Source organism: Bifidobacterium angulatum DSM 20098 = JCM 7096 (assembly GCF_001025155.1).
Taxonomy (GTDB): Bacteria; Actinomycetota; Actinomycetes; order Actinomycetales; family Bifidobacteriaceae; genus Bifidobacterium; species Bifidobacterium angulatum.
The window spans coordinates 772,076-793,557 of the sequence record NZ_AP012322.1; the positions used below are offsets into that span (position 1 = coordinate 772,076).

The 21,482-nt window shown below is 60.2% G+C and carries 18 protein-coding genes and 1 other RNA gene; 17 read left to right on the forward strand and 2 right to left on the reverse strand.

Annotated features, from left to right (window positions below; translation table 11 throughout):
- Positions 1–47: 47 nt before the first annotated feature.
- On the forward strand, positions 48–911 hold the full coding sequence (locus BBAG_RS03110) for a Bax inhibitor-1/YccA family protein (RefSeq protein WP_003825988.1): 864 nt from the start codon (positions 48–50) through the stop codon (positions 909–911).
- Between the two features lie 262 nt (positions 912–1,173).
- Complete coding sequence (locus tag BBAG_RS03115) at positions 1,174–2,148, forward strand: DMT family transporter (RefSeq protein ID WP_003825990.1); 975 nt, start codon at positions 1,174–1,176, stop codon at positions 2,146–2,148.
- Positions 2,149–2,193: 45 nt separating this feature from the next.
- Here BBAG_RS03115 and BBAG_RS03120 read toward each other — a convergent pair whose 3' ends face one another.
- Positions 2,194–2,952, reverse strand: coding sequence for a GTP pyrophosphokinase (locus BBAG_RS03120; protein ID WP_003825992.1), 759 nt, complete (start codon positions 2,950–2,952; stop codon positions 2,194–2,196).
- A 54-nt stretch (positions 2,953–3,006) separates the two neighbouring features.
- Here BBAG_RS03120 and miaB point away from each other — a divergent pair, with 54 nt between their 5' ends.
- The 13 genes from miaB (at position 3,007) to BBAG_RS03185 (ending at position 17,011) form a co-directional block, all read left to right on the forward strand.
- Complete coding sequence (gene miaB, locus BBAG_RS03125) at positions 3,007–4,461, forward strand: tRNA (N6-isopentenyl adenosine(37)-C2)-methylthiotransferase MiaB (protein ID WP_003825994.1); 1,455 nt, start codon at positions 3,007–3,009, stop codon at positions 4,459–4,461.
- A 25-nt stretch (positions 4,462–4,486) separates the two neighbouring features.
- Positions 4,487–5,488, forward strand: coding sequence for a tRNA (adenosine(37)-N6)-dimethylallyltransferase MiaA (gene miaA, locus BBAG_RS03130; protein ID WP_033508346.1), 1,002 nt, complete (start codon positions 4,487–4,489; stop codon positions 5,486–5,488).
- 123 nt (positions 5,489–5,611) lie between these two features.
- On the forward strand, positions 5,612–8,440 hold the full coding sequence (locus BBAG_RS03135; protein ID WP_003825997.1) for an FtsK/SpoIIIE family DNA translocase: 2,829 nt from the start codon (positions 5,612–5,614) through the stop codon (positions 8,438–8,440).
- Between the two features lie 45 nt (positions 8,441–8,485).
- On the forward strand, positions 8,486–9,139 hold the full coding sequence (pgsA, locus tag BBAG_RS03140; RefSeq protein WP_003825998.1) for a CDP-diacylglycerol--glycerol-3-phosphate 3-phosphatidyltransferase: 654 nt from the start codon (positions 8,486–8,488) through the stop codon (positions 9,137–9,139).
- A 10-nt stretch (positions 9,140–9,149) separates the two neighbouring features.
- The gene (locus BBAG_RS03145; RefSeq protein WP_003826000.1) at positions 9,150–9,776 is read left to right on the forward strand and encodes a CinA family protein; all 627 of its coding nucleotides are present in this window, start codon (positions 9,150–9,152) and stop codon (positions 9,774–9,776) included.
- 79 nt (positions 9,777–9,855) lie between these two features.
- A complete protein-coding gene (locus BBAG_RS03150) occupies positions 9,856–10,359 on the forward strand; it encodes a helix-turn-helix domain-containing protein (RefSeq protein WP_407921660.1) in 504 nt (167 codons plus the stop codon).
- 183 nt (positions 10,360–10,542) lie between these two features.
- On the forward strand, positions 10,543–11,481 hold the full coding sequence (locus BBAG_RS03155) for an ABC transporter substrate-binding protein (protein ID WP_033508209.1): 939 nt from the start codon (positions 10,543–10,545) through the stop codon (positions 11,479–11,481).
- 178 nt (positions 11,482–11,659) lie between these two features.
- Entirely contained in the window at positions 11,660–12,589 is a 930-nt protein-coding gene (locus BBAG_RS03160; RefSeq protein WP_003826007.1) for an ABC transporter substrate-binding protein, read from the forward strand.
- A gap of 35 nt (positions 12,590–12,624) precedes the next feature.
- Positions 12,625–13,608 carry an amino acid ABC transporter permease gene (locus BBAG_RS03165; protein ID WP_003826010.1) on the forward strand — a complete coding sequence of 328 codons (984 nt, stop codon included), beginning with the start codon at positions 12,625–12,627 and terminating at the stop codon, positions 13,606–13,608.
- Positions 13,609–13,619: 11 nt separating this feature from the next.
- Entirely contained in the window at positions 13,620–14,420 is an 801-nt protein-coding gene (locus BBAG_RS03170) for an amino acid ABC transporter ATP-binding protein (protein ID WP_033508345.1), read from the forward strand.
- 174 nt (positions 14,421–14,594) lie between these two features.
- Positions 14,595–14,828, forward strand: a complete 234-nt coding sequence (locus tag BBAG_RS03175; protein WP_003826012.1) for a DUF3046 domain-containing protein — start codon at positions 14,595–14,597, stop codon at positions 14,826–14,828.
- A 350-nt stretch (positions 14,829–15,178) separates the two neighbouring features.
- A complete protein-coding gene (gene recA / locus BBAG_RS03180) occupies positions 15,179–16,366 on the forward strand; it encodes a recombinase RecA (protein ID WP_003826016.1) in 1,188 nt (395 codons plus the stop codon).
- A gap of 6 nt (positions 16,367–16,372) precedes the next feature.
- Positions 16,373–17,011 (forward strand): regulatory protein RecX, encoded by a 639-nt coding sequence (locus BBAG_RS03185; RefSeq protein WP_003826019.1) that lies wholly within the window; start codon positions 16,373–16,375, stop codon positions 17,009–17,011.
- Positions 17,012–17,131: 120 nt separating this feature from the next.
- On the opposite strand, the gene rnpB is transcribed toward BBAG_RS03185, so the two are convergent.
- Positions 17,132–17,505, reverse strand: an RNA gene (rnpB, locus tag BBAG_RS08190) — RNase P RNA component class A.
- A 179-nt stretch (positions 17,506–17,684) separates the two neighbouring features.
- Between rnpB and hpf the strand changes: the two genes are divergently transcribed.
- Both hpf and secA read left to right on the forward strand, forming a co-directional pair.
- Positions 17,685–18,347 carry a ribosome hibernation-promoting factor, HPF/YfiA family gene (gene hpf / locus BBAG_RS03190; RefSeq protein ID WP_003826022.1) on the forward strand — a complete coding sequence of 221 codons (663 nt, stop codon included), beginning with the start codon at positions 17,685–17,687 and terminating at the stop codon, positions 18,345–18,347.
- 214 nt (positions 18,348–18,561) lie between these two features.
- On the forward strand, positions 18,562–21,411 hold the full coding sequence (gene secA / locus BBAG_RS03195) for a preprotein translocase subunit SecA (protein ID WP_033508207.1): 2,850 nt from the start codon (positions 18,562–18,564) through the stop codon (positions 21,409–21,411).
- Positions 21,412–21,482: the final 71 nt, after the last annotated feature.

The window sequence follows — 21,482 nt, forward strand, 5'->3', positions numbered from 1 at the left end:
AGGTTGTTGGGTAGACTGAGAGCCGTACGTACGACAAAGGAGCGATCATGGCTTTCGGTCAGGAACCCCGCAACACCAATCTCGGCAATCCCCAATACAACACCGCCGACTACAACAATCAGATGAACTACAGCCAGCAGCCCATCCAGCCGCAGGCGAATTACCAGTACACCCAATACACGCAGGGCGGTGCCGCAGGCGTAGGCGCTTCGATGTCCGCCGAACGCCAGCAGGAATACGCCAAGGCGTACCATTCCTCCGTCACCCGCTCCTACGGTGAAATGACCATCGGCCTGCTCGTCACCGCAGCCGTGGCCATCGTCACCCAAATGACCGGCCTGTACATCGCCTTCATCGCAAAAACCGGCATCATCGGCGTTTTCGCCCCGCTGGTCATCGAAATCGTGCTCGCCATCGCCCTCGGCGCACGCATCACCAAGATGAAAACCTCCACCGCGCGCGTCATGTTCTACATCTACGCGGCGCTCATGGGCTTCTCACTCAGCGTGATCTTCGCCGTCTACGACCTCGGCACCATCGGCATCGCCCTCGCACTGTGCGCCGGCTTCTTCTTTGCCCTCACCATGCTCGGCATGACCACCAAGGTCGATCTGCTGAAGGCGGGCCCCATTCTGGGCGTCGGCCTCATCGTCCTCATCATCGCCGAAGTGCTCCTCATGATCTTCGCCCCCGGCCAGACCACCCTCATGCTCGTCTCCGCCATCGGCCTGATCCTCTTCGCCGGCTTCACCGTCTACGACGCCCAGCAGACCCGCGCCATCTTCGCCCAATACTCCGGTCAAGACCCCGAAATAATCAAGAAGATCTCCATCCTCTGCGCCCTGAACCTGTATCTCGACTTCGTGAACATGTTCTTGTATATTCTTCAGCTTCTCGGCAACCGCGAGTAAAAAACACGCAACGGAGCGTCCTCTTCGTTGCACAACACTCGACGTATGTCGATACGTCTTCGTGTTGTGCGCCTTGAGGACGCACGCGTTGCGTGTTTTTTGTGCGGTCTCTTCGTTGCATGCTTTGCGCGTGGAGCTGCGAAACAGCCTGCGCGCAGGCAAATTATTTGGTAAATAGCGTGTGATTGTACAGTAATTAGGTCTGACCGTATTTCGGTCAGACCTTTTTCGTTCCCTACAGTTGCGTTTACGGTGGTGACTTATGCAGAAGAAAGAGATAGCCGGCATGGGTTGCCTGATATTGACGGCATTGATCTGGGGACTTGCGTTCGTTTCGCAGGTCCAAGGCATGGATTCCATGTCGCCGTTGTTCTTCAACGCCACGCGGTTCACGTTGGGGGCATTGTCGTTGGTTCCATTGCTTGTGGCTCTCCGCATGCGTCAACATTCCGCATTGGGCTCCTCTCGTGTCCTCGTCTCTGGCAAGGCTCCCACGATCACGCTGGGGGATGGCAGGGCGATTGCAATGCCATCCTGCTTCGGCAATCCCGTTGTGATCGGCATCATCTGCGGTCTGGTGCTGTTCACCGCCAGCACGACCCAGCAATACGGCGTGCTGTACTGCCGTTCGGCCGGGCGCTCCGGCTTCATCACGGCCCTGTACATTGTCATGGTGCCGTTGCTGGCATTCATGGTGTTGCGCAGACGCATCCACGCCAATGTCATAGTGAGCGTTGTGCTCGCGGTATTCGGTTTCTATCTGCTGTGCATCACCGATGGATTCGGATCCATCACCTTGGCGGATCTGGTATTGCTGGGTAGCGCGGTGCTGTTCGCCGCGCATATTCTTGTCATCGATACGTTCGGCAGGGATCTGGACGCGCTCACGATTTCGTTCTTCCAGACCGCCACCACAGCGGTATTGAGTTGGATCGGCACGCTCATGGAGGGGTCGGTGGACTGGTCCGGTGCCGGGCAGGCGTGGCTTGCGGTGGTATATGCGGGCGTCGGCTCGGTGGGCGTGGCCTATACCTTGCAGGTCATAGGCCAGCAGTTCGTGCCTCCGACGCGAGGCGCGATGCTCATGTCGTTGGAATCGTTCTTTTCGGCGCTTGGCGGCGCAATCATCCTTGGCGAGGTGATGACCCCTCGGGGCTATCTGGGGTGCGCGCTGATCTTTGCCGGCACCATGCTCGCCCAGCTGCCCGTTGACCGGCTGAAACGGCAACGCCCCTGACCGCTTGGGCAGTCAGGGGCGAAGGGGCGAATGTAGCCGGTTCGATCACTTGGTGGTGCGAGGGGTTTCCTCGACCTGCGGCGCACCGTTGATATCGCGGTGGATGTTCTGCATCTGCACTTCGATGTTCTGCAGGCTGCGGGCGCAATCCAGCAGCGTCTGCGAATGCTCGGCCAGTTTGGTGTCCGGCAGGTCGCTCTTGTAACGCAACGCATGCTCCAGGCTCGCCCAGTAGTCCATCGCGATCGTGCGGAACTGGACCTCCACCGGCATGTAATGCTCGCCGGAGGAGAGGAACACCGGGGTGGCGTAGATCACATGCAACGAACGGTATCCGTTCTGCTTGGGGCTCTTGATGTAATCCTTGACGCGCAGCACCTGGATGTCCGACTGCGACGACAGATAGTTCGACACCGAGTACACATCGTCACGGTAGTTGCAGATCACTCGAATACCGGCGACATCGAAGAGATTGTCGCGTACGGATTCGACGGTGATCGGCAGGTCGCGCCTTTTCAGCTTGCCGATGATCGATTTGATGGATTTCAGCCGGCGTTCCATGTGGTGGATCGGATCGTGGCTGAACCGCACCTGGAACTCGTCGTCGAGAATCTCCAGCTTGGTGCTTACCTCATACATCGCTCCCTCATACAGCTGCATGAGGTTGATGAATTCGGTGATGTCTTCGATGCTGAACTTTCCAGCGGAAGAGTCGAGCATCTTCAGCTGCGCGCTGATATCGGATGTTTTGAATCTGCTGTGTCGATCAAGTATCACGTTTCCCAATATAGCCGACCCGACCATGCGAACCTGTGATATTGCTGAACGGGTCATGCCACGCCGATACAGTTGGGCACTATGAACGAAGACATGATGACCGAGGCGGAGCGCGCCTCGAAGCTGGCCGAAGGCAATGCCGACTCTGTCCCCGCACGCGGCAAAGGCGTGTTCTATGTGCATACGCTTGGATGCCAGATGAATGTGCACGATTCCGAACGTATCGCCGGCGTGCTGGAGCAGGCGGGTTACGTTCCCGCCACCGAGGAGCAGTATCTCGACCATGACATCGATCTGATCGTGATGAATACCTGCGCGGTGCGTGAGAATGCGGCCGAGCGTATGTATGGCACCATCGGCCTGTGGGCCAATATGAAGCGCGAGCGCCCGAATCTGCAGATTGCGGTCGGCGGGTGCATGGCGCAGCTCGATCGGGAGAAGATCGCGAAGAAGGCCCCATGGGTCGATGCGGTGTTCGGCACCAAGAACATCGGGTCCCTGCCGCAGCTGCTTGACCAGGCCCGCATCCAGGGGCATGCGCAGGTGAAGGTGCAGGAGGATCTGAACTATTTCCCGAGCCAGCTGCCCACGGATCGTGCGTCCAAGGTGTCGAGCTGGGTCGCCATTTCCGTCGGCTGCAATAATACGTGTACGTTCTGCATCGTGCCCACCACGCGCGGCAAGGAGCATGATCGTCGTCCCGGCGACATTCTCGCCGAGATCCGTCAATGTGTGGATGAGGGGGCCAAGGAGATCACACTGCTGGGGCAGAACGTGAATTCCTTCGGCTACGGTATCGGCGACCGTTTCGCGTTCTCGAAGCTGTTGCGCGCCTGCGGCGATATCGAGGGGCTGGAACGGGTGAGGTTCACGTCGCCGCATCCGGCGGCCTTCACCGATGACGTGATCGCTGCGATGGCCGAGACTCCGAATGTGATGCATCAGCTGCATTTCCCATTGCAATCCGGTTCCGATCGGATCCTGCGTGCCATGCGCCGCTCGTACCGCTCCGCCAAGTTCCTTGATATTCTGCGCAAGATCCGTCAGGCCATGCCGGACGCGCAGATTTCCACCGATATCATCGTCGGTTTTCCCGGCGAGACCGAGGAGGATTTCCAGGAAACGCTGCGCGTGGTGGAAGAGGCTCGCTTCTCGTCCGCGTTCACGTTCATCTATTCGCCGCGTCCTGGAACCCCGGCCGCGCAGATGGAGCAGCTTCCGCATGATGTGGTGCAGGATCGTTTCGATCGTCTTGTCGCATTGCAGGAGCGCATCACCGAGGAGAATCTCAAGACCTTCGAAGGCCGTGACGTTGAGGTGATGGTGACCGGAACACCCGGTAAGAAGGATTCCGCCACGCATCGCGTAACCGGCCGTGAACGTACCGGCGTGCTGGTGCATGTCGGCGTGCCGGAGGGCGAACCGACGCCTCAGGTCGGTGATTTCGTCACTGCCACCGTCACCCATGCAGGCAGGCATAATCTTATCGCCGATCCCGATCCGAAGGCGGGGCAGACCTATGCCGTCCGTCACTGAACCCTTGGCGTCCGCAGGCAACGTCATGCCTGGCGAAGGTGGGCGAGCTGCGCGTGTGGTCTCCATTGTCGGGCCTACGGCTTCGGGCAAAACCGGTCTGGGCATCGCCATCGCCAGGCGTCTGGCCGAACGTGGCGAGCGTGCGGAGATCGTCAATGCCGATGCCTATCAGATGTATCGCGGCATGGATATCGGCACGGCCAAGCCGACGGCCGAGGAGCAGGCTGCCGTGCCGCATCATCTTATCGACATCATCGACCCCGACGATACGATGACGGTGGCGCGATTCCAGCAGCTTGCCCGCAGGACCATCGCGGAGCTGCAATCCCGCGGCATCCGCCCGATTCTTGTCGGTGGTTCGGGACTGTATGCCCGTGCCGCGATCGATGACATATCGTTTCCCGGTACGGATCCGAAGATTCGCGAGTGGCTTGAACGCCGCGAACTCGAGGAGGGCGCCGGAGCGTTGTTCGAGGAGCTTCGTGCCAAGGACCCGCAGGCGGCGGCGCGGATGGATCCACGTAATCCGCGTCGTACCATCCGGGCCCTTGAGGTCATCGAACTGACGGGACGCCCGTATTCCGCGACGTTGCCCCGGTACCGCTATGTCGTGGCGAGCGTGCAGATCGGTCTTGATCTTGATCGCGCCGACCTTGACAGGCGCATCGACATCCGCACCGCGCAGATGCGCGAGGCTGGTTTCCTGGATGAGGCGCGTAGGCTTCGCCCGCATATGGGTCTGACCGCTTCCCGTGCACTGGGCTATCAGCAGATGTTCGATCTGCTCGATGGCTTATGGGATGAGCGGGATGCGTGGGCCGATGTGGCGCAGAAGACCAAGCGTCTGGCGCGCAAACAGATGGGATGGTTCGGCCGTGATCCGCGTATTCACTGGCTGCAGGCGCTCAACCCGGCTTTGGTGGACAATGCGATGGCGATCATCGATCATGCGGATGCCGGCGATTATGATGCCATCGACGCGCAGGCCGATGCCTATACGCAGCATCATCTGGGCGACATCGCGTAAATCCGTAGGCGATAGACGAGAAACCTACGTAAGCCGGCACGTGGCCGGGTAACTTGGACAAAGTGTTCGAATCGTAGGGGAGCGCCTGATATGGGCGTATTGGTGGGTAGAATCTGACACGTTATGGCAAGAACAGCATCATCATCGAATAGCAGGAAAAGCACGGCCAAGGGCTCGTCCACCAAAGCATCGTCGGCTAAGGCGCAGACCGACGAGTATGAGGAAGAGGAACCGTTGTGGCAGTCGATCCTGCTGGCGGTCCCTCGTGCCTGCGGCGCCGGCATACGTGCGTTGACGGGAACGGGGGAGTACGATCCGGCGTACCGGCGTGATGGATCGTGCTTCGTCATGGTGGTGCTGGGCGTGCTGTTCTGCGCCTCCGAATGGTTCCGTGTGCAGGGGCCGCTTGGCAGATTCCTCCACTCGCTTGCATCCGGCGCCTTCGGGCTAATGAGTGTTATCCTCCCGGTGTTCCTCTTCGCCGTTGCGATTCGGCTGATGCGCCATTCCGGGCGCGGATCGGGCAATCCACGCGTGGTTATCGGGTTGACGGTGCTGTTCTGGGTCGTGTGTTCGATTCTCGACGTGGAGCTCGCCTCGCAGGCCGACGGATTCGACATCGAGGCGATGCAGCATGCCGGAGGCCTGGTCGGGTATGTCGTCGGCACGCCGCTCGCCTGGGGGTTGTCCGAGACCTTCGCCGTGGTGGTGTTCGTGATCATCGGCATATTCGCAGTGCTGCTGGTCGTCAGGATCCACGTTGAGGACATACCGGATATCTGCCGCAATATTGTGGCCAAATTCCGTGGCGATGCCGCCCAGGTCAAGGCGAGCGACGGCGACGAGCAATTCCCCAACGAAGTACGCCTTGGCGACGGCACCCTCGAATTTGCGGATGGTGTTCCCGCGCACGACGGTACCGACGATGAGGATGACGAAGACGATAACGCCGAGCCCAATCTGCTGAAAAGGATCTCGCGGTTCTTCTCGCGTAACAGGCACCACGAGGAAGATACTTCGCTTGACTCGTATCAGGGCGACGATCCGTTCACCCAAGCGGCATCGCGCCACGGTCAGGCGGCGGAGACATCGTTGGATGACGAGCGCGGTACCACCCAGGTCATGCCATCCGGCATGATGCCTGCCACAGTAACGTCATTTGCGACGCCGCCGACGCCACCTGCAGAGCATACGGAGGCATCGGACAACGAGACCGCCGCAGCGCCGTCCGAGGATGATGGCGCCTCCGATCCGTGGGCACCGATGGCGGAGAATCCCGAACCTCCGGCTCCTCCCGCCGCGCCTTCCCAGACACTTGCCCTGGGCACCGGTTCCGGCGCATATGGGGCGGACTCCGGTGAACATGCGGTGCTGGCTCCGGCAGACGAATCCGACAACGAGAATGCGCCCGCCGTCGAAGGCGCCGAGCCGCCATACCAGCTGCCCAGCCTCGACATCCTCGCCAAGGGCAAGCCCCACGCCGCGCGAACCCCGTCCAACGATCGTGTGATTCGCGCGTTGACATCCACCTTCCAGCAGTTCAAGGTCGATGCCAAGGTCGTCGGTTTTCTGCGCGGCCCCTCCGTCACCCAGTACGAGGTCGAGCTCGGCCCGGGCGTCAAGGTCGAGAAGGTCACCAATCTTCGGCGCAATATCGCCTACGCCGTGGCCAGTTCCGACGTGCGTATCCTGTCTCCGATCCCCGGCAAGTCCGCCATCGGCATCGAGATCCCGAACGAGGATCGAGAGATCGTATGCCTGGGCGATGTGCTGCGCAGCGAGAAGGTCGTCAGCGATCCGAATCCGATGCTCTCCGGCATCGGCAAGGATGTGGAAGGCCATTTCGTTACCGCGGACCTGACCAAGATGCCGCATCTTCTGGTGGCGGGCGCCACCGGCTCCGGTAAGTCCAGCTTCGTCAACTCGATGCTGACCTCGATCATCATGCGTGCGACACCCGAGCAGGTACGGCTTATTCTTGTCGACCCGAAGCGCGTCGAACTGTCCGCCTATGCCGGCATTCCCCACCTGCTTACGCCAATCATCACCGATCCGAAGAAGGCGGCGCAGGCGTTGGAATGGGTGGTCAAGGAGATGGATTCCAGGTATTCCGACCTGGAGTTTTTCGGTTTCCGTCATGTCAAGGACTTCAACGAGGCGGTGCGCGCCGGCAAGGTGCATGCCCCGGCCGGTTCCAAACGCAAGGTCGCACCATATCCGTACATTCTGGTGGTCGTCGACGAGATGGCCGATCTGATGATGGTGGCGAAGAACGATGTCGAAAGCTCCATCCAGCGCATCACCCAGCTTGCCCGTGCGGCCGGTGTGCATCTGGTGCTCGCCACGCAGCGTCCATCCGTCGACGTGGTCACCGGTCTGATCAAGGCCAATATCCCGTCCAGGCTTGCATTCACCACGTCGTCCGCCACCGATTCGCGAGTCATTCTCGACACCACCGGCGCCGAGACGCTGATCGGTCAAGGCGACGGCTTGTTCCTGCCGATGGGGTCGGCCAAGCCGATTCGTGTGCAGGGATCGTGGGTGAACGAATCCGAGATCCGTAAGGCCGTGGAATTCGTGCGCACCCAGCGCAAGCCGAAGTATCGCGAAGACATCGAGCAGATGGCGGCTCAGGCTGAAAAGAAGGCGCTTGAACCGGACGAGGAGATCGGCGGCGATATGGACGTGCTGCTGCAGGCCGCCGAACTGGTCGTCACCACGCAGTTCGGTTCCACTTCCATGCTGCAGCGCAAGCTCAGGGTGGGCTTTGCCAAGGCCGGGCGTTTGATGGATCTGCTGGAGTCCCGCGGCGTAGTCGGGCCCTCCGAAGGGTCGAAGGCGCGTGAGGTGCTGGTGCAGCCCGACGACCTGCCGTCCGTGCTCGCCTTTATTCGCGGAGAGACCGACAGCATCACCCCGTCCAAGGCCACCGACTCCGACGGCGAAGCCTGACGGTGGCGATGCGCGCGGTAGAGCACAGAGGGTAACGTGTGGGATATGGCTGAAGAACAAAGCACCCAATCAAGAAAAAACTCGCTGTTGGACGGCTGGAACGCTCCGCCGAATCTGGTGACCTACTGCCGCATCGTGCTGGTCGTGGTGTTCCTCGGACTGTACATTGCGGCCGGTGCATGGGGTACGCACAGCACTTCCATGCGCTGGGCGGCGGCGATCATCTTCATCATCGCCGCGTGCACCGATAAGCTCGACGGTTGGATGGCCCGCAAATACAATCAGGTGACCGAGCTCGGTAAACTGATGGATCCCATCGCCGACAAGCTCATGACCTGTGGCACGCTTGTCGTTGCCTCCGTATTCGCCGAATTCCCCTGGTGGGCTACCATTCTGTTCCTGATCCGCGAAATCGGCATCACCGTGATGCGTTTCTTCGTCATGGAACGTCCCGGCGGCAAGGTGATCGCCGCCGCATGGCCCGGCAAGCTGAAAACGCTGTTCCAGTGCATCGGTCTTGCCATGCTGCTGATTCCCGCTCAGATCGGCGGCCCCCAGCATGCAGCCGCCGCCTGGGTGAACGTGTACTACGTCGTCACCTATGTCATGTTGTACGTTGCTTTGGTGCTTTGCCTGTATTCCGGCGGTATCTACCTGTACAACACGTTCATCGGATCACGCAAGGCGGCGAACGACTAAAGTCGTTCCCATGAGCGAAATCCAATCCTTCCCATATCAGCAGCCCGCCGCCACGATTCTGCACGATTACGAGTCCAAAGGACTTAAGATCGCCTGTGCCGAATCACTGACCGGCGGGCTGCTTGCTGATGCGCTGGTTCGTATCCCCGGCGCATCCATGGTGTTTCTGGGCTCTGCGGTCACCTATGACGTTCAGGCGAAGGCGTCGGTTCTCGGCGTTGACCGCGGCCTGCTCGAACGTGAGGGCGCCGTGCATCCCGAAGTCGCACGGCAGATGGCCTCCTGCGCCGCGCGACTGTACGATCAGCCCCAATACCATGGTGGTGTCGTCGGCCTGTCGACCACCGGTGTCGCCGGGCCTGGACCGGACGGCGACAAGCCCGCCGGACTTGCTTATGTGGGTGTCGCCGTGCCCGATGCCATGGCGAGTGGCCTGCCCGAACCGACCCGTTTGCCGCTGCCCGAGCATACGACCGCGGTCGCGGATGGCACGGGGGCATGGCGGAACATGGGCAATGGCTGGCATGCAGTGGCCTTTGAGCTGCATTTAGGCGGGTCACGCGAACAGGTGCGCGAGGGCGTGGTACGGCATGTGCTGCAGATTGTGACGCAGCTCACAATGCCTACCGTGGAATAAAACGCCCCCTGTTCGCTGTTGGAGTAGATGGACAGTGAACAGCCTCATGGAATGCAAAGGGGACTGGATAATGGAAACGATGACTCAGATTCGTCAGAACGCAACCGTGGATGGAATGAAGATCGCGGCGCCGATGGTAAAGCCCGGCGCTGCCCGCATGCGGGAATTGACGCCGGCTCAGCGCCGCGCCGTAGTACTGGCTCAGCAGCAGGTAATGAAGGCCCGTGCGGCCAAGAAGGCGAAGGACGAGGCTGCGGAAATGCGCCGCCGCATGTGGCGCGACGAGGAATCCGGCACCCAGGCTGTGGCGCATGCCGAAGCCAAGCCCACGGAACATCAGGAAGACACCCTGTCGTTGCGCGGGGCCATCGGCCTGGTATTGCGCGATCTGCGTTCCCGCGACCATAAGACCCTGCGTGAGGTCAGCGAGAAGGCCGGTGTGTCGCTCGGCTATCTTTCCGAGGTGGAACGTGGGCAGAAGGAGGCCAGTTCCGAGCTGCTGAGCTCCATCGCCGAGGCGCTGGGCGTAAGCACCGCGCAGTTGCTGCGCATGGTGGCAGATCGTCTCGATATGGCTGCATAAACGTCATTTCGTCCACGGTTGTGGGCCATACACGTGTGACATGGGGTCGCTTGGGCGGGCCCCATTGTCGTAGGTTCACGATTCGCACTATGAACGGTTTAACGGACTCGTAGCAAACTATGCCTAGGTTGTACTTATGCTAGGCCCGATAGATGTGGGTCTACAGAGATGAGAGAGGTTGTTATGCCATTCACACGTATCAAGGCCGCCATGGCGCTGACATTGAGCGCGGCTATGCTGCTTTCCGCAGCGGCCTGCGGCACCACCGATGATTCGGATGCAAGCGGCAAGGCATCCGGTTCCTCCAGCATCGAAGGCTATGACGTCAGCTCTGTCGCCAAGGATGAATCCATTGCCAAGCTGCTTCCGGAATCCGTTACCAAAGACGGTAAGTTCACCGTCGGTATGGATCTGTCGTACCCGCCGGCGGAGTTCCTGGCCGCGGATGGCAAGACCCCGGTCGGATTCGACGTCGATCTCGTCAAGGCCATGGCGAAGGAATTCGGTTTGACCGCCGACCCGCAGAACGCGAATTTCGATTCCATCATCCCGTCTGTCGGCGCCAAATACGATATCGGCATCTCGTCCTTCACCATCACGCCGGAGCGTCTGAAGGCCGTTGACTTCGTCACCATCTTCAAGTCCGGATCCGCATGGGTGGTGCGTAAGGGCAATCCGAACAAGGTCGACGTGTCTGACGTATGCGGTTTGAAGGTTACCGTGCAGACCGCCACCATTCAGGAGGAGGAAGTCAACAAGCTTAACGAGCAGTGCAAGGCGGACGGCAAGAAGGCCATCGACGTGCTGTCGAATAAGCTGCAGACCGATGTGACCACCAATGTGACCACGGGCAAGGCCGATGTCTCATACGCCGATTCCGCGGTTGCCGGCTATGCGATCGCCCAGACCGATGGTCAGCTTGAGACCCTGGGCAAGGCTACGGGCATGGCCAAGGAGGCCGTCGCGGTCAAGAAGGGCGATACCGCCACGGCGCAGGCGGTGCAGAAGGCATTGCAGAAGCTCATCGATGACGGTACATATATGAAGATCCTCAAGCATTGGGGCGTCGAGTCCGGGGCCATCGACAAGTCCGAGATCAACCCGACCGATGTGAACGACTGATCGGAGCGTGGCGTCATTCCGGGAAGCCTCGATATCTTCGGGGCTTCCCGCCGTTTTTACCGGGCAGGGAAACGGAAAATGGACGATTTCGAACGATTATCGTGCCCATTGGCGATACTGACATAGGTTGACATTGTGTGTAATGCGCAGAAGAGAACACCAGAGAAAGACAGGCATAATGACAATGAATAGGTTGAAGGCGCTGACCGCCGCCATGCTGAGCGCGGCCATGATGGTTTCCGTGGCGGCCTGCGGCACCACCGATACCGCGGATTCCGGGTCCGGCGATTCCAAGACCGCCACCACCGGTTACGATGTGAGCTCCATCGCAAAGGACGACGAACTGGCCAAGCTCGTCGAGGGCAACACCGTCAAGAGCGGCGAGCTTTCCGTGGGCATGGAACTGTCGTATGCCCCGGCCGAATTCCTCGCCGAGGACGGCAAGACGCCGACCGGCTACGATGTCGATCTTTCCAAAGCCATCGGCAAGGTCCTGGGCTTGAAGACCAAGATCGTGTCCTCCATGTTCGACACCATCGTTCCGTCCGTCGGCACCAAGTACGATCTGGGCATCACCGCCATGACCATCACCAAAGAGCGTATGGATTCCGTCGATTTCGTGAGCTACTACCGCGCCGGCTCCACGTGGACCGTGCAGAAGGGCAATCCGAAGAAGATCGATTCCTCCGACCTGTGCGGCAATAAGATCGCCGTGCAGACCGGCACCGTGCAGGAGGACGAGGCGAACAAGATCGCCAAGCAGTGCAAGGCCGATGGCAAGAAGAACGCCGAGGTCGTTTCCTACAAGCGCCAGGCCGAGGCCGCTACGGCAGTGGCTACCGGCAAGGCCGATACGTTCTATGCCGATTCGCCCGTGGCCGGCTACGCGATCGCCCAGACCGACGGCCTTGAGGCGCTCGGCAAGGATGTCGGTGTCGTCAAGGAGGGCATCGCCATCCAGAAGGGCAACACCAAGATGGACGCCGCCGTGCAGAAAGCCGTGCAGAAGCTTATGGACGATGGCACGTACATGAAGATCCTCAAGCATTGGGGCGTCGAGTCCGGCGCTCTTGACAAGGCCGAGGTCAACCCGACCGATCTCGACTGATCCGGTACGGATATAGGGCAAGGAAGGCAGGAAGCATGGCGAACAAGCAGGTCGATGGCGAGAACCTCGACATTCCCAATCGCATCAAGGCGTTGCCGGTACGGAGAACCGGTCCGGTCGTGGCCGCGATCGTCGTCGCGTTATTCGCTGCGATGCTGGTGCAGGGGCTGATTACCAACCCGCGTTTCGAATGGCACATCGTATGGAAATACCTGTTCAACGAGAATGTGCTTGAAGGCATCAAATACACGTTGCTGCTCACGGTGATCTCCATGGCCATCGCCATTGTCCTGGCCGTGCTGCTTGCCATCATGCGCAAATCCATCAACCCGGTGCTGCGTGGCGTCAGCTGGTTCTACATCTGGTTCTTCCGTGGAACCCCAGTGTATACGCAGTTGGTGTTCTGGGGTCTGTTCGCTGTTCTGGTGCCGCGTATCGGCATTGGCATCCCGTTCACCTCCGTGGAATTCTGGAGCATCGATTCGCAGTCCGTCATCACCGCGTTCAACGCGGCCTGGTTGGGTCTGGCATTGAACGAGGCCGCCTACCTGGCGGAAATCGTGCGTGCCGGCCTTGAAGCGGTCGACCCGGGCCAGACGGAGGCTGCAAAGGCTCTTGGCATGAAGCGCACGCTTATCATGCGCCGCATTATTCTTCCACAGGCCATGCGCATCATCATTCCGCCGACCGGTAATGAATTCATCGGTATGCTGAAGACCACGTCGCTGGTCAACGCAGTGCCGTTCACGTTGGAGCTGCAGTTCGCCACCACCGCCATTTCGACCCGTCTGTACAAGCCGATTCCGCTGCTGATCGTGGCGTGCATCTGGTATTTGGTGATCACCTCCATCCTGATGGTGATCCAATCCAGGTTGGAAAAGCATTTCGGCAAGGGCTTTGACGCGCGTCCCATCGGTGCACGTGGCAAGCGCACACCGCTTCCGGGCAAAACCGCGGGCGAACCGAAAGACGATGTCAACAAGCACAACGAAGCCGTGTTCACGGGAATGACCGCGTGAGGGGAGCGATGATGAGCAATACAACGAAAGACAATCCCAAGGCCGTCCCCGCGGTGAAGGCCATTCAAGTGCATAAGGCGTTCGGCGATCTGCACGTGCTTAAAGGCGTGGATATGACCGTCGAACCAGGCAGTGTCACCGTGATTCTCGGACCTTCCGGTTCGGGCAAGTCCACGCTGCTGCGTCTGATCAACCAGTTGGAGACGCTGACCGGCGGCGAGATCGACGTCGACGGCGAGATGATCGGCTACAAGTATGTCGAGAAGAACGGGCAGCGTGTGCTGCAGACCCTGAACGACAAGGAAGTGGCCGCTCAACGGGCCAAACTCGGCATGGTGTTCCAGCGCTTCAACCTGTTCCCGCACATGACGGCGTTGGAAAACGTGATGGAGGCCCCGGTGCATGTGCAGCATATGGGCAAGCAGGAGGCCAAGGAACTCGCCATCCACGAGCTTGAGCGCGTCGGACTAGGAGAGCGGCTGGACTACTATCCCTCACAGCTGTCGGGCGGTCAGCAGCAGCGTGTGGCCATCGCCCGCGCGCTGGCCATGAAGCCGGAGATCATGCTCTTCGACGAGCCGACATCGGCACTCGACCCCGAATTGGTGGGCGAAGTGCTGAACGTTATGCTCGGCCTTGCCCGTGATGGCATGACCATGATCGTTGTCACGCACGAGATCGGCTTCGCCCGCGAGGTCGCCGACCAGATCGTATTCATGGACGGCGGCGTTGTGGTGGAACAGGGTGGTCCCGAGATCATCGACAACCCGACCGAACCCAGGTTCAAGGACTTCCTGCAGCACGTGCTGTAATCGCCGGCACAGCGTGTTAGCCAATCGCATATGCGCTGTACTTGCGGGAAAGGGCTCACAGCCGTATGCTGTGGGCCCTTTTTGCATGGAACTTCGCAGCTGATGCAGGTCGATCATCCGGCGTCGGTGCGTGCAAGGCATTCGCATCGCTGCGGCGGCGTACACTGAGGGCTCATGCAGGAACGGGAATTTTGGCAGCTGCTCGAAGAGGTGTTCGGACGCAGCTATGGCAGGGCGTTGGCGCAGGATCAGCAGTTGACGAGACTGAGCGACATGACGGTGGTCGAGGCGTTGCATGCGGGGCTTGAGCCGCGTGTGGTGTGGAATGTGCTGTGCGATCAGATGGACATTCCGGATTCCAAACGTTGGGGGAGGGATCATAATGCGCCTCCTATGCCGGCGAAGTAGGGCTGTCGGCGGATACGTGCGGCATGGTTCGTGCACTCGTTGGCGTATGGCGCGCTCTGCCGGGCAACGCGCCGGAACGGTCGCGGAATGATAGGCGTTTCGTGGCCGACGGCGAAATGATTCGAACAAATGTTCGCATATGGGGTATAGTTATCCACAGCGAATATCGCGCTCGCCTGCTGCAGGCGCTCGCGATGACGGCATGAAGACGTTGCCACTATCGGGGCCTCGCCAAGCCGCATGGGATGCGAGGGTGTGTCGACCACAGGGGTTGATGTATCTTGACCGGCTGCGCGGCGGGCTTATACCGTGAAGGCATGTTCGTCAACTGATTCTTGAAGGAGAACACCATGGCACAGAACACCGGCGCCGATCAGGCGAAGCATGAGCTTGATCCAAGGCGCAAGGCCGCTCTTGACACTGCATTGGCGCAGGTGGAGAAGAGCTTCGGCAAGGGCTCCGCAATGAGATTGGGCGACAGGCCGGAACAGAATGTGGAGGTCATCCCCACAGGCTCCCTCGCCTTGGATATGGCGCTTGGCATCGGCGGTCTGCCCAAGGGGCGCATCGTCGAGGTCTACGGACCGGAATCGTCCGGTAAGACCACGCTGGCGCTGCACGTCGTGGCCAACGCGCAGAAGGCCGGGGGAGTGGCGGCATTCATCGACGCCGAACATGCGCTCGACCCGGTGTACGCGCGTAAGCTCGGCGTCGACACTGATTCACTGATCGTGTCGCAGCCTGATAACGGCGAGCAGGCTTTGGAGATCGCCGATATGCTCATTCGCTCGGGCGCATTGGACGTCATCGTGATCGATTCCGTCGCGGCGCTGGTTCCGAAGGCGGAGATCGAGGGAGACATGGGAGACAGCCATGTCGGTTTGCAGGCTCGACTGATGAGCCAGGCATTGCGCAAGATGACCGGTGCGTTGGCGCAGGCCGGTACCACGGCCATTTTCATCAACCAGTTGCGTGAAAAGATCGGCGTTTTCTTCGGCAGCCCCGAGACCACCACCGGCGGCAAGGCGCTGAAGTTCTATTCTTCGGTCCGTCTTGATATCCGCAGAATCCAGACCATCAAGAACGGCGACGAGGCGGTCGGCAACCGTACCCGCGTCAAGGTGGTGAAGAACAAGATGGCCCCGCCGTTCAAGTCCGCCGAATTCGACATGCTCTACGGCGAGGGCATCTCCCGCGAGGGCTCCGCACTGGATATGGCCATTCAGGTGGGCGTGGTGAAGAAGTCCGGCTCCTGGTTCACCTATGAGGGTGATCAGCTTGGCCAGGGGCGTGAGAATGTGCGCAACTTCCTCAAAGACAACCCCGCCATCACCGAGGAAATCGAGAATAAGGTCAAGGTGGAGTTCGGCCTGATCGACCCGATGGACCAATTCGCCGAAGACGATGCGACCAAGGCCGCGGCCGAAGCCGACAAGAACGTCGAGTCCGTGTCCGCCAGCGAAAAGAACGCCGATCCGAAGTCCACCGGAGCGAAGCAAGCCGGATCGGCTAAGACCAGGTCCACGGCTAAGGCCTGATCGGCGATGATTTCGGCCCAGGATTTCCTGAAGCAGCATCCAATCTCCGACGGCATGGAGGAACGGTACACGAAACCGGATTCCTCCGCCGTCGGCGATGCCGGCCAATCCGCATGCCGTGGCGTGAAATATGCAGGCCATGCAAGTCGTGTGCGCCACGCGACCGACAACGAGGATTTCGATCCGCGGAATTTCGACGCATGCCGCGAGGCGGCGTTCCGCCTGTTGGATGCATCGGCTCGCTCCACGCAGACGCTGCGCCGCAGATTGCTTGACAAAGGGTATGAGGATCGGACAGTCGACGATGTGATCGAGCGTCTGATCGAATTGGGCTTGCTTGATGACGAGGCATATGCCCGTTCGGTGGTCAGGTACTGCGTGAACCGCATGATGGGCAGTCGGGGCGCGGCGATGGAACTGCGACGCAAAGGTGTGGCGGATTCTATCGCACGCAGGGTCGTCAGCGAGGTTGCGGCTCAGGGAGCCTTTGAAGAGGCTGCGTGGGAGCTTGGACGGGTTACGGCCAGGAAGACGCGTGGACTGGACAGGCAGGTTCGCCTGCGGCGGTTCTGGTCTGCGGGAGGGCGCAAAGGCCATGACGCCGACACGCTGCGGCGTGTCGCGCATGAGCTGTTAGATGACTGACTCCGGTGTGTCGCGGCGTGTCGTGCGCGGGCGGAAGCACGAGGCGTGAGCCTGACCAAGTCCAGGCCGCGCTTTGCGACAATATCAACGCTGACATGACAGAAATCAATAAAAGCAAAATAAGTGAGACCTCTTATACCCCGGGTTCTGTCGTGTGCTGGGCACACGGATGGCCATCCATCTCGACCCAACGTTGCCGCTGGGCTCTAGCAGCCTACCCGATGGCACGAGCGAGCAGCCCTTACCGCCATCTGTTTGGCCTTGCTCCCGATGAGGCTTGCCATGCGGTCCACTGTTACCAGGGACCCGGTGGTCTCTTACGCCGCCGTTTCACCCTTACCTTCCGGCCGAAGCCGAAAGGCGGTCTATTCTCTGTTGCGCTATCTCTCAGGTCGCCCTGGGCGGACGTTATCCGCCATCGTGCTCTATGGAGCCCGGAAGTTCCTCAACCACGCATGCAAAGCATGCCCGGTCGCGGCCATCAAGAGGTCTCAAACACACAACTATACCAGCATTTTTGAATATAAAAAACCAAGGAAATTCATAGACATTTATGCGGTTTGTTCCCGCCGTTTCCCAAAAGCTCGTTTACAATAAAACGTACCCGGTCAGTGAAGACACGGCTGGAACGCAAATAGCGGGTAATGCCGCTTGAGTTTACTAGGAGGTCCACATGGAAATCGTCATTACCGGACGTCACACTCAGATCAAGCAAAGGTTCCGTGATGTCGTTGAGAGCAAGATGAATCGTGTGACCGCTATCGCCCCCGATGCGCAGCGTGCCCAGATTGTGCTGTCGCATGAAGGCAACCCGCGCCAGGCCGATACCGCCAAGCGCGTGGAAATCACCATTATCGCAGGCAGCACCGTGGTGCGTGCGGAGGCTTCCTCCGCGGACGAGTTCAGCGCACTTGACATGGCGCTCGACAAGCTGACCCTGCGTCTGCGCCGTACCCGCGATCGTCGCAAGGACCATCGTCGTGGCTACGAGAACCCGGTCCCGGTTGATCTGGGTGTCATCGAGCCGGAGCCTGCAGCTGCTGAGGAAGAGGTCCACGAGGATGTCGAGAACAGCCCCGCAGCAGCCGTCGCTTCCGATCTTGGCCCCGGCGAATCCGTCGAAGTCCAGGTTGGCGATACCCCGATCGTGATTCGCCGTAAGCTGCACATCGCCGAGCCGATGACCATTGATGAGGCGCTGTACGAGATGGAACTGATCGGCCATGATTTCTTCCTGTTCGTGAACAAGGAGACCGGTCGTCCGTCCGTCGTCTACCATCGTCACGGCTGGAGCTACGGTGTGTTCGAGATCGACACCCCGGAGCATGTGAACTGACGATCACTCATCATCAATCATGAGTCAATGAAGTTGGGGCCCGCGCCGTCCGCATACGGTGTGGGCCCCAACTCATGGCTGATTGTCTGTTATTTGGCGCGGCAATGGCGCTGTTATCGGCAATGTCGCGTAAGATAACTGGCAGTGTGCCCGCACATCATGGCAGAGAATGCCGCACGGGCATGGAATATCGCGACCGACACAGGAGCAGAACGTGGTAGATATTGTCGATAAGGCACTGCGCATGGGCGAAGGCCGTCAGATCAAGAAGCTTGAGGGTGTCGCCAAGGCCGTGAACGCTCTTGAAGATGAGATCTCGGCGCTTTCGGACGAAGAACTCAAGGGGCAGACCGCTAAGTTCAAGCAGCAGCTGGAGAATGGCAAGAGCCTGGATGAACTCATGCCGGAGGCATTCGCAACGGTGCGCGAGGCTTCCAAGCGCGTTCTCGGGCAGCGCCATTTCGATGTGCAGCTCATGGGCGGCGCGGCCCTGCACTGGGGGAACATCGCCGAAATGAAGACGGGCGAAGGCAAGACCTTGGTCGCCACCCTGCCGAGCTATCTGAATGCCTTGGAGGGCAAGGGCGTGCATGTGGTCACCGTGAACGACTATCTGGCCAGCTACCAGAGCGAGATCATGGGGCGCATCTACCGTTTCCTGGGCATGAGCGTCGGCTGCATCATCACCAATCAGAAGCCGCCGGAGCGTCGCAAGCAGTACAATGCCGACATCACCTACGGCACCAACAACGAGTTCGGCTTCGATTATCTGCGTGACAACATGGCGTGGGAGAAGGCCGATCTGGTGCAGCGCGGCCATCATTACGCCATCGTCGATGAGGTCGATTCCATTCTTATCGATGAGGCGCGTACCCCGCTTATCATCTCCGGGCCGGCCGAGGGCGACGTCACCCGCTGGTACCGCGAGTTCGCCAAGCTGGTCGTCAAGCTGACCCGCGACGAGGACTACGAGGTCGACGAGAAGAAGAAGGTCGTCGGCATTCTCGATCCGGGCATCACCAAGGTCGAGGACTTCCTGGGCATCGACAACCTGTACGAGCCGAACAACACCGCCCTGATCGGCTATCTGAACAACGCCATCAAGGCCAAGGAGCTCTTCCTGCGTGACCGTGACTACGTTGTCACCCATGGTGAGGTGCTTATCGTCGACGAGCACACCGGCCGCGTGCTGCCGGGCCGCCGCTACAACGAGGGTCTGCACCAGGCCATCGAAGCCAAGGAAGGCGTGGAGGTCAAGGCCGAGAACCAGACCTTCGCCACCATCACCCTGCAGAACTACTTCCGTATGTACGACAAGCTCGCAGGCATGACCGGTACCGCAGAGACCGAGGCCGCCGAGTTCATGAGCACCTATAAGCTGGGCGTGCTGCCGATCCCCACCAACAAGCCGATGCAGCGCATCGACCAGGAGGATCTCATCTTCCGCACCAAGAAGGAAAAGCTTGCCGCCATCGTCAAGGACGTGGCCAAGCGCCATGCCGCAGGCCAGCCGGTGCTGCTGGGTACCGCAAGCGTCGAAAGCTCCGAAGTCGTGTCCACGCTGCTTGATGTGGCCAAGATTCCGCATCAGGTGCTCAACGCGAAGCAGCATGACAGGGAAGCCGCCGTCGTGGCAGTCGCCGGCCGCAAGGGCGCCGTCACCGTGGCCACCAACATGGCAGGCCGTGGTACCGATATCATGCTCGGCGGCAACGTCGAATTCCTCGCGGATGCCAAACTCAAGGCTGACGGCTACTCCCCGGAGGACACCCCCGACGAGTACGAGAAGCGTTGGCCGGGCGTACTGGCCGAGATCAAGGAGCAGGTCAAGGACGAACACCAGGAGGTCGTCGATCTGGGCGGTCTGTACGTGCTCGGCACCGAACGCCACGAATCCCGTCGTATCGACAACCAGCTGCGTGGTCGTTCCGGTCGCCAGGGCGATCCGGGCGAATCCCGCTTCTACCTGTCTCTCGAAGACGATCTGATGCGTCTGTTCAATACGCAGCTGGTCGCCCGCGTCATGGCCAAGGGTCTGCCCGAGGGCGAGCCGATTGCGGCCAAGAGTGTGTCGAAGGGCGTGCGTACCGCGCAAAAGGCCCGCGAATCGCAGAACTTCGAGATTCGTAAGAACGTGTTGAAGTACGACGATGTGATGAACAAGCAGCGTACCGTCATCTACGCCGAGCGTCAGGCGGTGCTCAAGGGCGAAGACATCCACGACGACATCCTGCGCTTCATCTCCGACACCGTGATGAGCTACGTCAAGGGTGCGAACAACAGTTCCGACAAGCCTGCCGAGTGGGATTGGGAAGGTCTGTTCAAGGCATTGAACAGCGTGATTCCGATCGACGTGAGCGTCGAGGAGGCCAAGAAGGCCGCCGAAGGCAAGAAGGGCGAGAAGGCCGCCGAAGCGGTGCGCGACGTGATCGTCGCCGACGCCGACGCAGCGTATTCCGGCTTCGAAGACAAGCTGGGCGGCGAAGGTCTGCGCCAGCTTGAACGCCGTGTGGTGCTTGCCGTGCTCGACCGCAAGTGGCGTGAACACCTGTACGAGATGGACTACCTCAAGGACGGCATCGGTCTGCGCGGCATGGGTCAGCGCGATCCGCTGGTCGAATACCAGCGCGAAGGCTACCAGATGTACAACTCCATGATCGAGGCGATCAAGGAGGAGACCGTGCAGCTGCTCTTCCATGTGGATATCCAGCAGGTCGCCGAAACCGAGGATCTTGAATCCGAAGCCGATGAGGATGCGGCCGTGAACGCCACCCAGGCCGAGCTCGGCATCGCGTCATCCGCTTCTGCCGATACCGAGGCGGAAGGCCCCGACGAGGACGGCGACGAGGTCACCCGCGACGAGGACGGCAATCCGGTCATCGTCGGTCCGGCCCCCGTCAGCCACGCCGAAGGCAAGGTTCCAGCCAGCAAGCAGCCGAAGAGCGAAGAGCTGAAGACCCCGTGGGCCGACGGCCGTACGTTCCCCGGCACCGGCAAGAACGCTCCGTGCCCCTGCGGTTCCGGTCGCAAGTACAAGATGTGCCACGGCCAGAACGAGCAGTGATCAAGCTATCGGGCCGATTCCGATAACCTGTCGATTGCGTTGAGGGCTGCACCCATTGAAATGGGTGCAGC

Excerpts from the sequence above, each read along its gene's own strand:
- pgsA (WP_003825998.1), top strand. The coding sequence starts at position 8,486 with ATGGCTGAAGAACAAAGCACCCAATCAAGAAAAAACTCGCTGTTGGAC.
- BBAG_RS03165 (WP_003826010.1), top strand. The coding sequence starts at position 12,625 with ATGGCGAACAAGCAGGTCGATGGCGAGAACCTCGACATTCCCAATCGC.
- BBAG_RS03145 (WP_003826000.1), top strand. The coding sequence starts at position 9,150 with ATGAGCGAAATCCAATCCTTCCCATATCAGCAGCCCGCCGCCACGATT.
- miaA (WP_033508346.1), top strand. The coding sequence starts at position 4,487 with ATGCCTGGCGAAGGTGGGCGAGCTGCGCGTGTGGTCTCCATTGTCGGG.
- BBAG_RS03110 (WP_003825988.1), top strand. The coding sequence starts at position 48 with ATGGCTTTCGGTCAGGAACCCCGCAACACCAATCTCGGCAATCCCCAA.
- BBAG_RS03115 (WP_003825990.1), top strand. The coding sequence starts at position 1,174 with ATGCAGAAGAAAGAGATAGCCGGCATGGGTTGCCTGATATTGACGGCA.
- miaB (WP_003825994.1), top strand. The coding sequence starts at position 3,007 with ATGAACGAAGACATGATGACCGAGGCGGAGCGCGCCTCGAAGCTGGCC.
- BBAG_RS03135 (WP_003825997.1), top strand. The coding sequence starts at position 5,612 with ATGGCAAGAACAGCATCATCATCGAATAGCAGGAAAAGCACGGCCAAG.
- BBAG_RS03175 (WP_003826012.1), top strand. The coding sequence starts at position 14,595 with ATGCAGGAACGGGAATTTTGGCAGCTGCTCGAAGAGGTGTTCGGACGC.
- BBAG_RS03160 (WP_003826007.1), top strand. The coding sequence starts at position 11,660 with ATGACAATGAATAGGTTGAAGGCGCTGACCGCCGCCATGCTGAGCGCG.
- hpf (WP_003826022.1), top strand. The coding sequence starts at position 17,685 with ATGGAAATCGTCATTACCGGACGTCACACTCAGATCAAGCAAAGGTTC.
- BBAG_RS03155 (WP_033508209.1), top strand. The coding sequence starts at position 10,543 with ATGCCATTCACACGTATCAAGGCCGCCATGGCGCTGACATTGAGCGCG.
- recA (WP_003826016.1), top strand. The coding sequence starts at position 15,179 with ATGGCACAGAACACCGGCGCCGATCAGGCGAAGCATGAGCTTGATCCA.
- BBAG_RS03170 (WP_033508345.1), top strand. The coding sequence starts at position 13,620 with ATGAGCAATACAACGAAAGACAATCCCAAGGCCGTCCCCGCGGTGAAG.
- BBAG_RS03150 (WP_407921660.1), top strand. The coding sequence starts at position 9,856 with ATGACTCAGATTCGTCAGAACGCAACCGTGGATGGAATGAAGATCGCG.
- BBAG_RS03120 (WP_003825992.1), bottom strand. The coding sequence starts at position 2,952 with ATGGTCGGGTCGGCTATATTGGGAAACGTGATACTTGATCGACACAGC.
- BBAG_RS03185 (WP_003826019.1), top strand. The coding sequence starts at position 16,373 with ATGATTTCGGCCCAGGATTTCCTGAAGCAGCATCCAATCTCCGACGGC.